At 70.9% G+C, this 1,067-nt stretch carries 1 protein-coding gene; it reads right to left on the bottom strand.

Features of this window, described 5'->3' with window-relative positions; genetic code table 11:
* The coding region (glyA, locus tag ACIOFR_RS42410; RefSeq protein WP_401006209.1) for a serine hydroxymethyltransferase at positions 1-1,067 on the bottom strand (1,067 nt) is incomplete at both ends.

Raw genomic sequence — 1,067 nt, 5'->3', positions numbered from 1 at the left:
GGGTAGAGCGGGTACTTCTCGGCCAGGGCGGTGACGCGGGCCTTGAGTGCGGTGGCCTTGGCGTCGTCGAAGGCGGGGAGGAGGGCCTGGGCGATGACGTCGGCGACCTCGCGGAAGTCCTCGGCCTGGAAGCCGCGGGTGGCGAGGGCGGGGGTGCCGATCCGCAGGCCGGAGGTGACCATCGGGGGGCGGGGGTCGTTGGGGACGGCGTTGCGGTTGACGGTGATGCCGACCTCGTGGAGGCGGTCCTCGGCCTGCTGGCCGTCGAGTTCGCTGTGGCGCAGGTCGACCAGGACCAGGTGGACGTCGGTGCCGCCGGAGAGCACGGAGACGCCGGCCTCGGTGGCGTCGGTCTGGAGCAGGCGTTCGGCGAGGATCTTGGCGCCGTCCAGGGTGCGCTGCTGGCGCTCCTTGAACTCCTCGGAGGCGGCGATCTTGAAGGCGACGGCCTTGCCGGCGATCACGTGTTCCAGGGGGCCGCCCTGCTGGCCGGGGAAGACCGCGGAGTTGATCTTCTTGGCGTATTCGGCCTTGGAGAGGATGACGCCGCCGCGGGGGCCGCCGAGGGTCTTGTGGGTGGTGGTGGTGACGACGTCGGCGTAGGGCACCGGGGAGGGGTGCAGGCCGGCGGCGACCAGGCCGGCGAAGTGGGCCATGTCGACCATGAGCAGGGCGCCGACGGCGTCGGCGATGCGGCGGAACTCGGCGAAGTCCAGCTGGCGGGGGTAGGCGGACCAGCCGGCGATGATGAGCTTGGGCTGGTGTTCCTTGGCGAGGCGCTCGACCTCGGCCATGTCGACGACGCCGGTCTCGTCGACGTGGTAGGCGGCGACGTTGTAGAGCTTGCCGGAGAAGTTGATCTTCATGCCGTGGGTCAGGTGGCCGCCGTGGGCCAGGCTCAGGCCCAGGATGGTGTCGCCCGGCTGGATCAGGGCGAACATCGCGGCCGCGTTGGCCTGCGCGCCGGAGTGCGGCTGGACGTTGGCGTGCTCGGCGCCGAACAGCTCCTTGATGCGGTCGATCGCGATCTGCTCGACCACGTCGACGTGCTCGCAGCCGCCGTAGTA

It is taken from the genome of Kitasatospora sp. NPDC088346, assembly GCF_044740765.1.
Classification (GTDB): domain Bacteria; phylum Actinomycetota; class Actinomycetes; order Streptomycetales; family Streptomycetaceae; genus Kitasatospora.
Note: the sequence above shows the minus strand (reverse complement) of the source record. Positions and strands in the feature narration are given on the sequence as shown.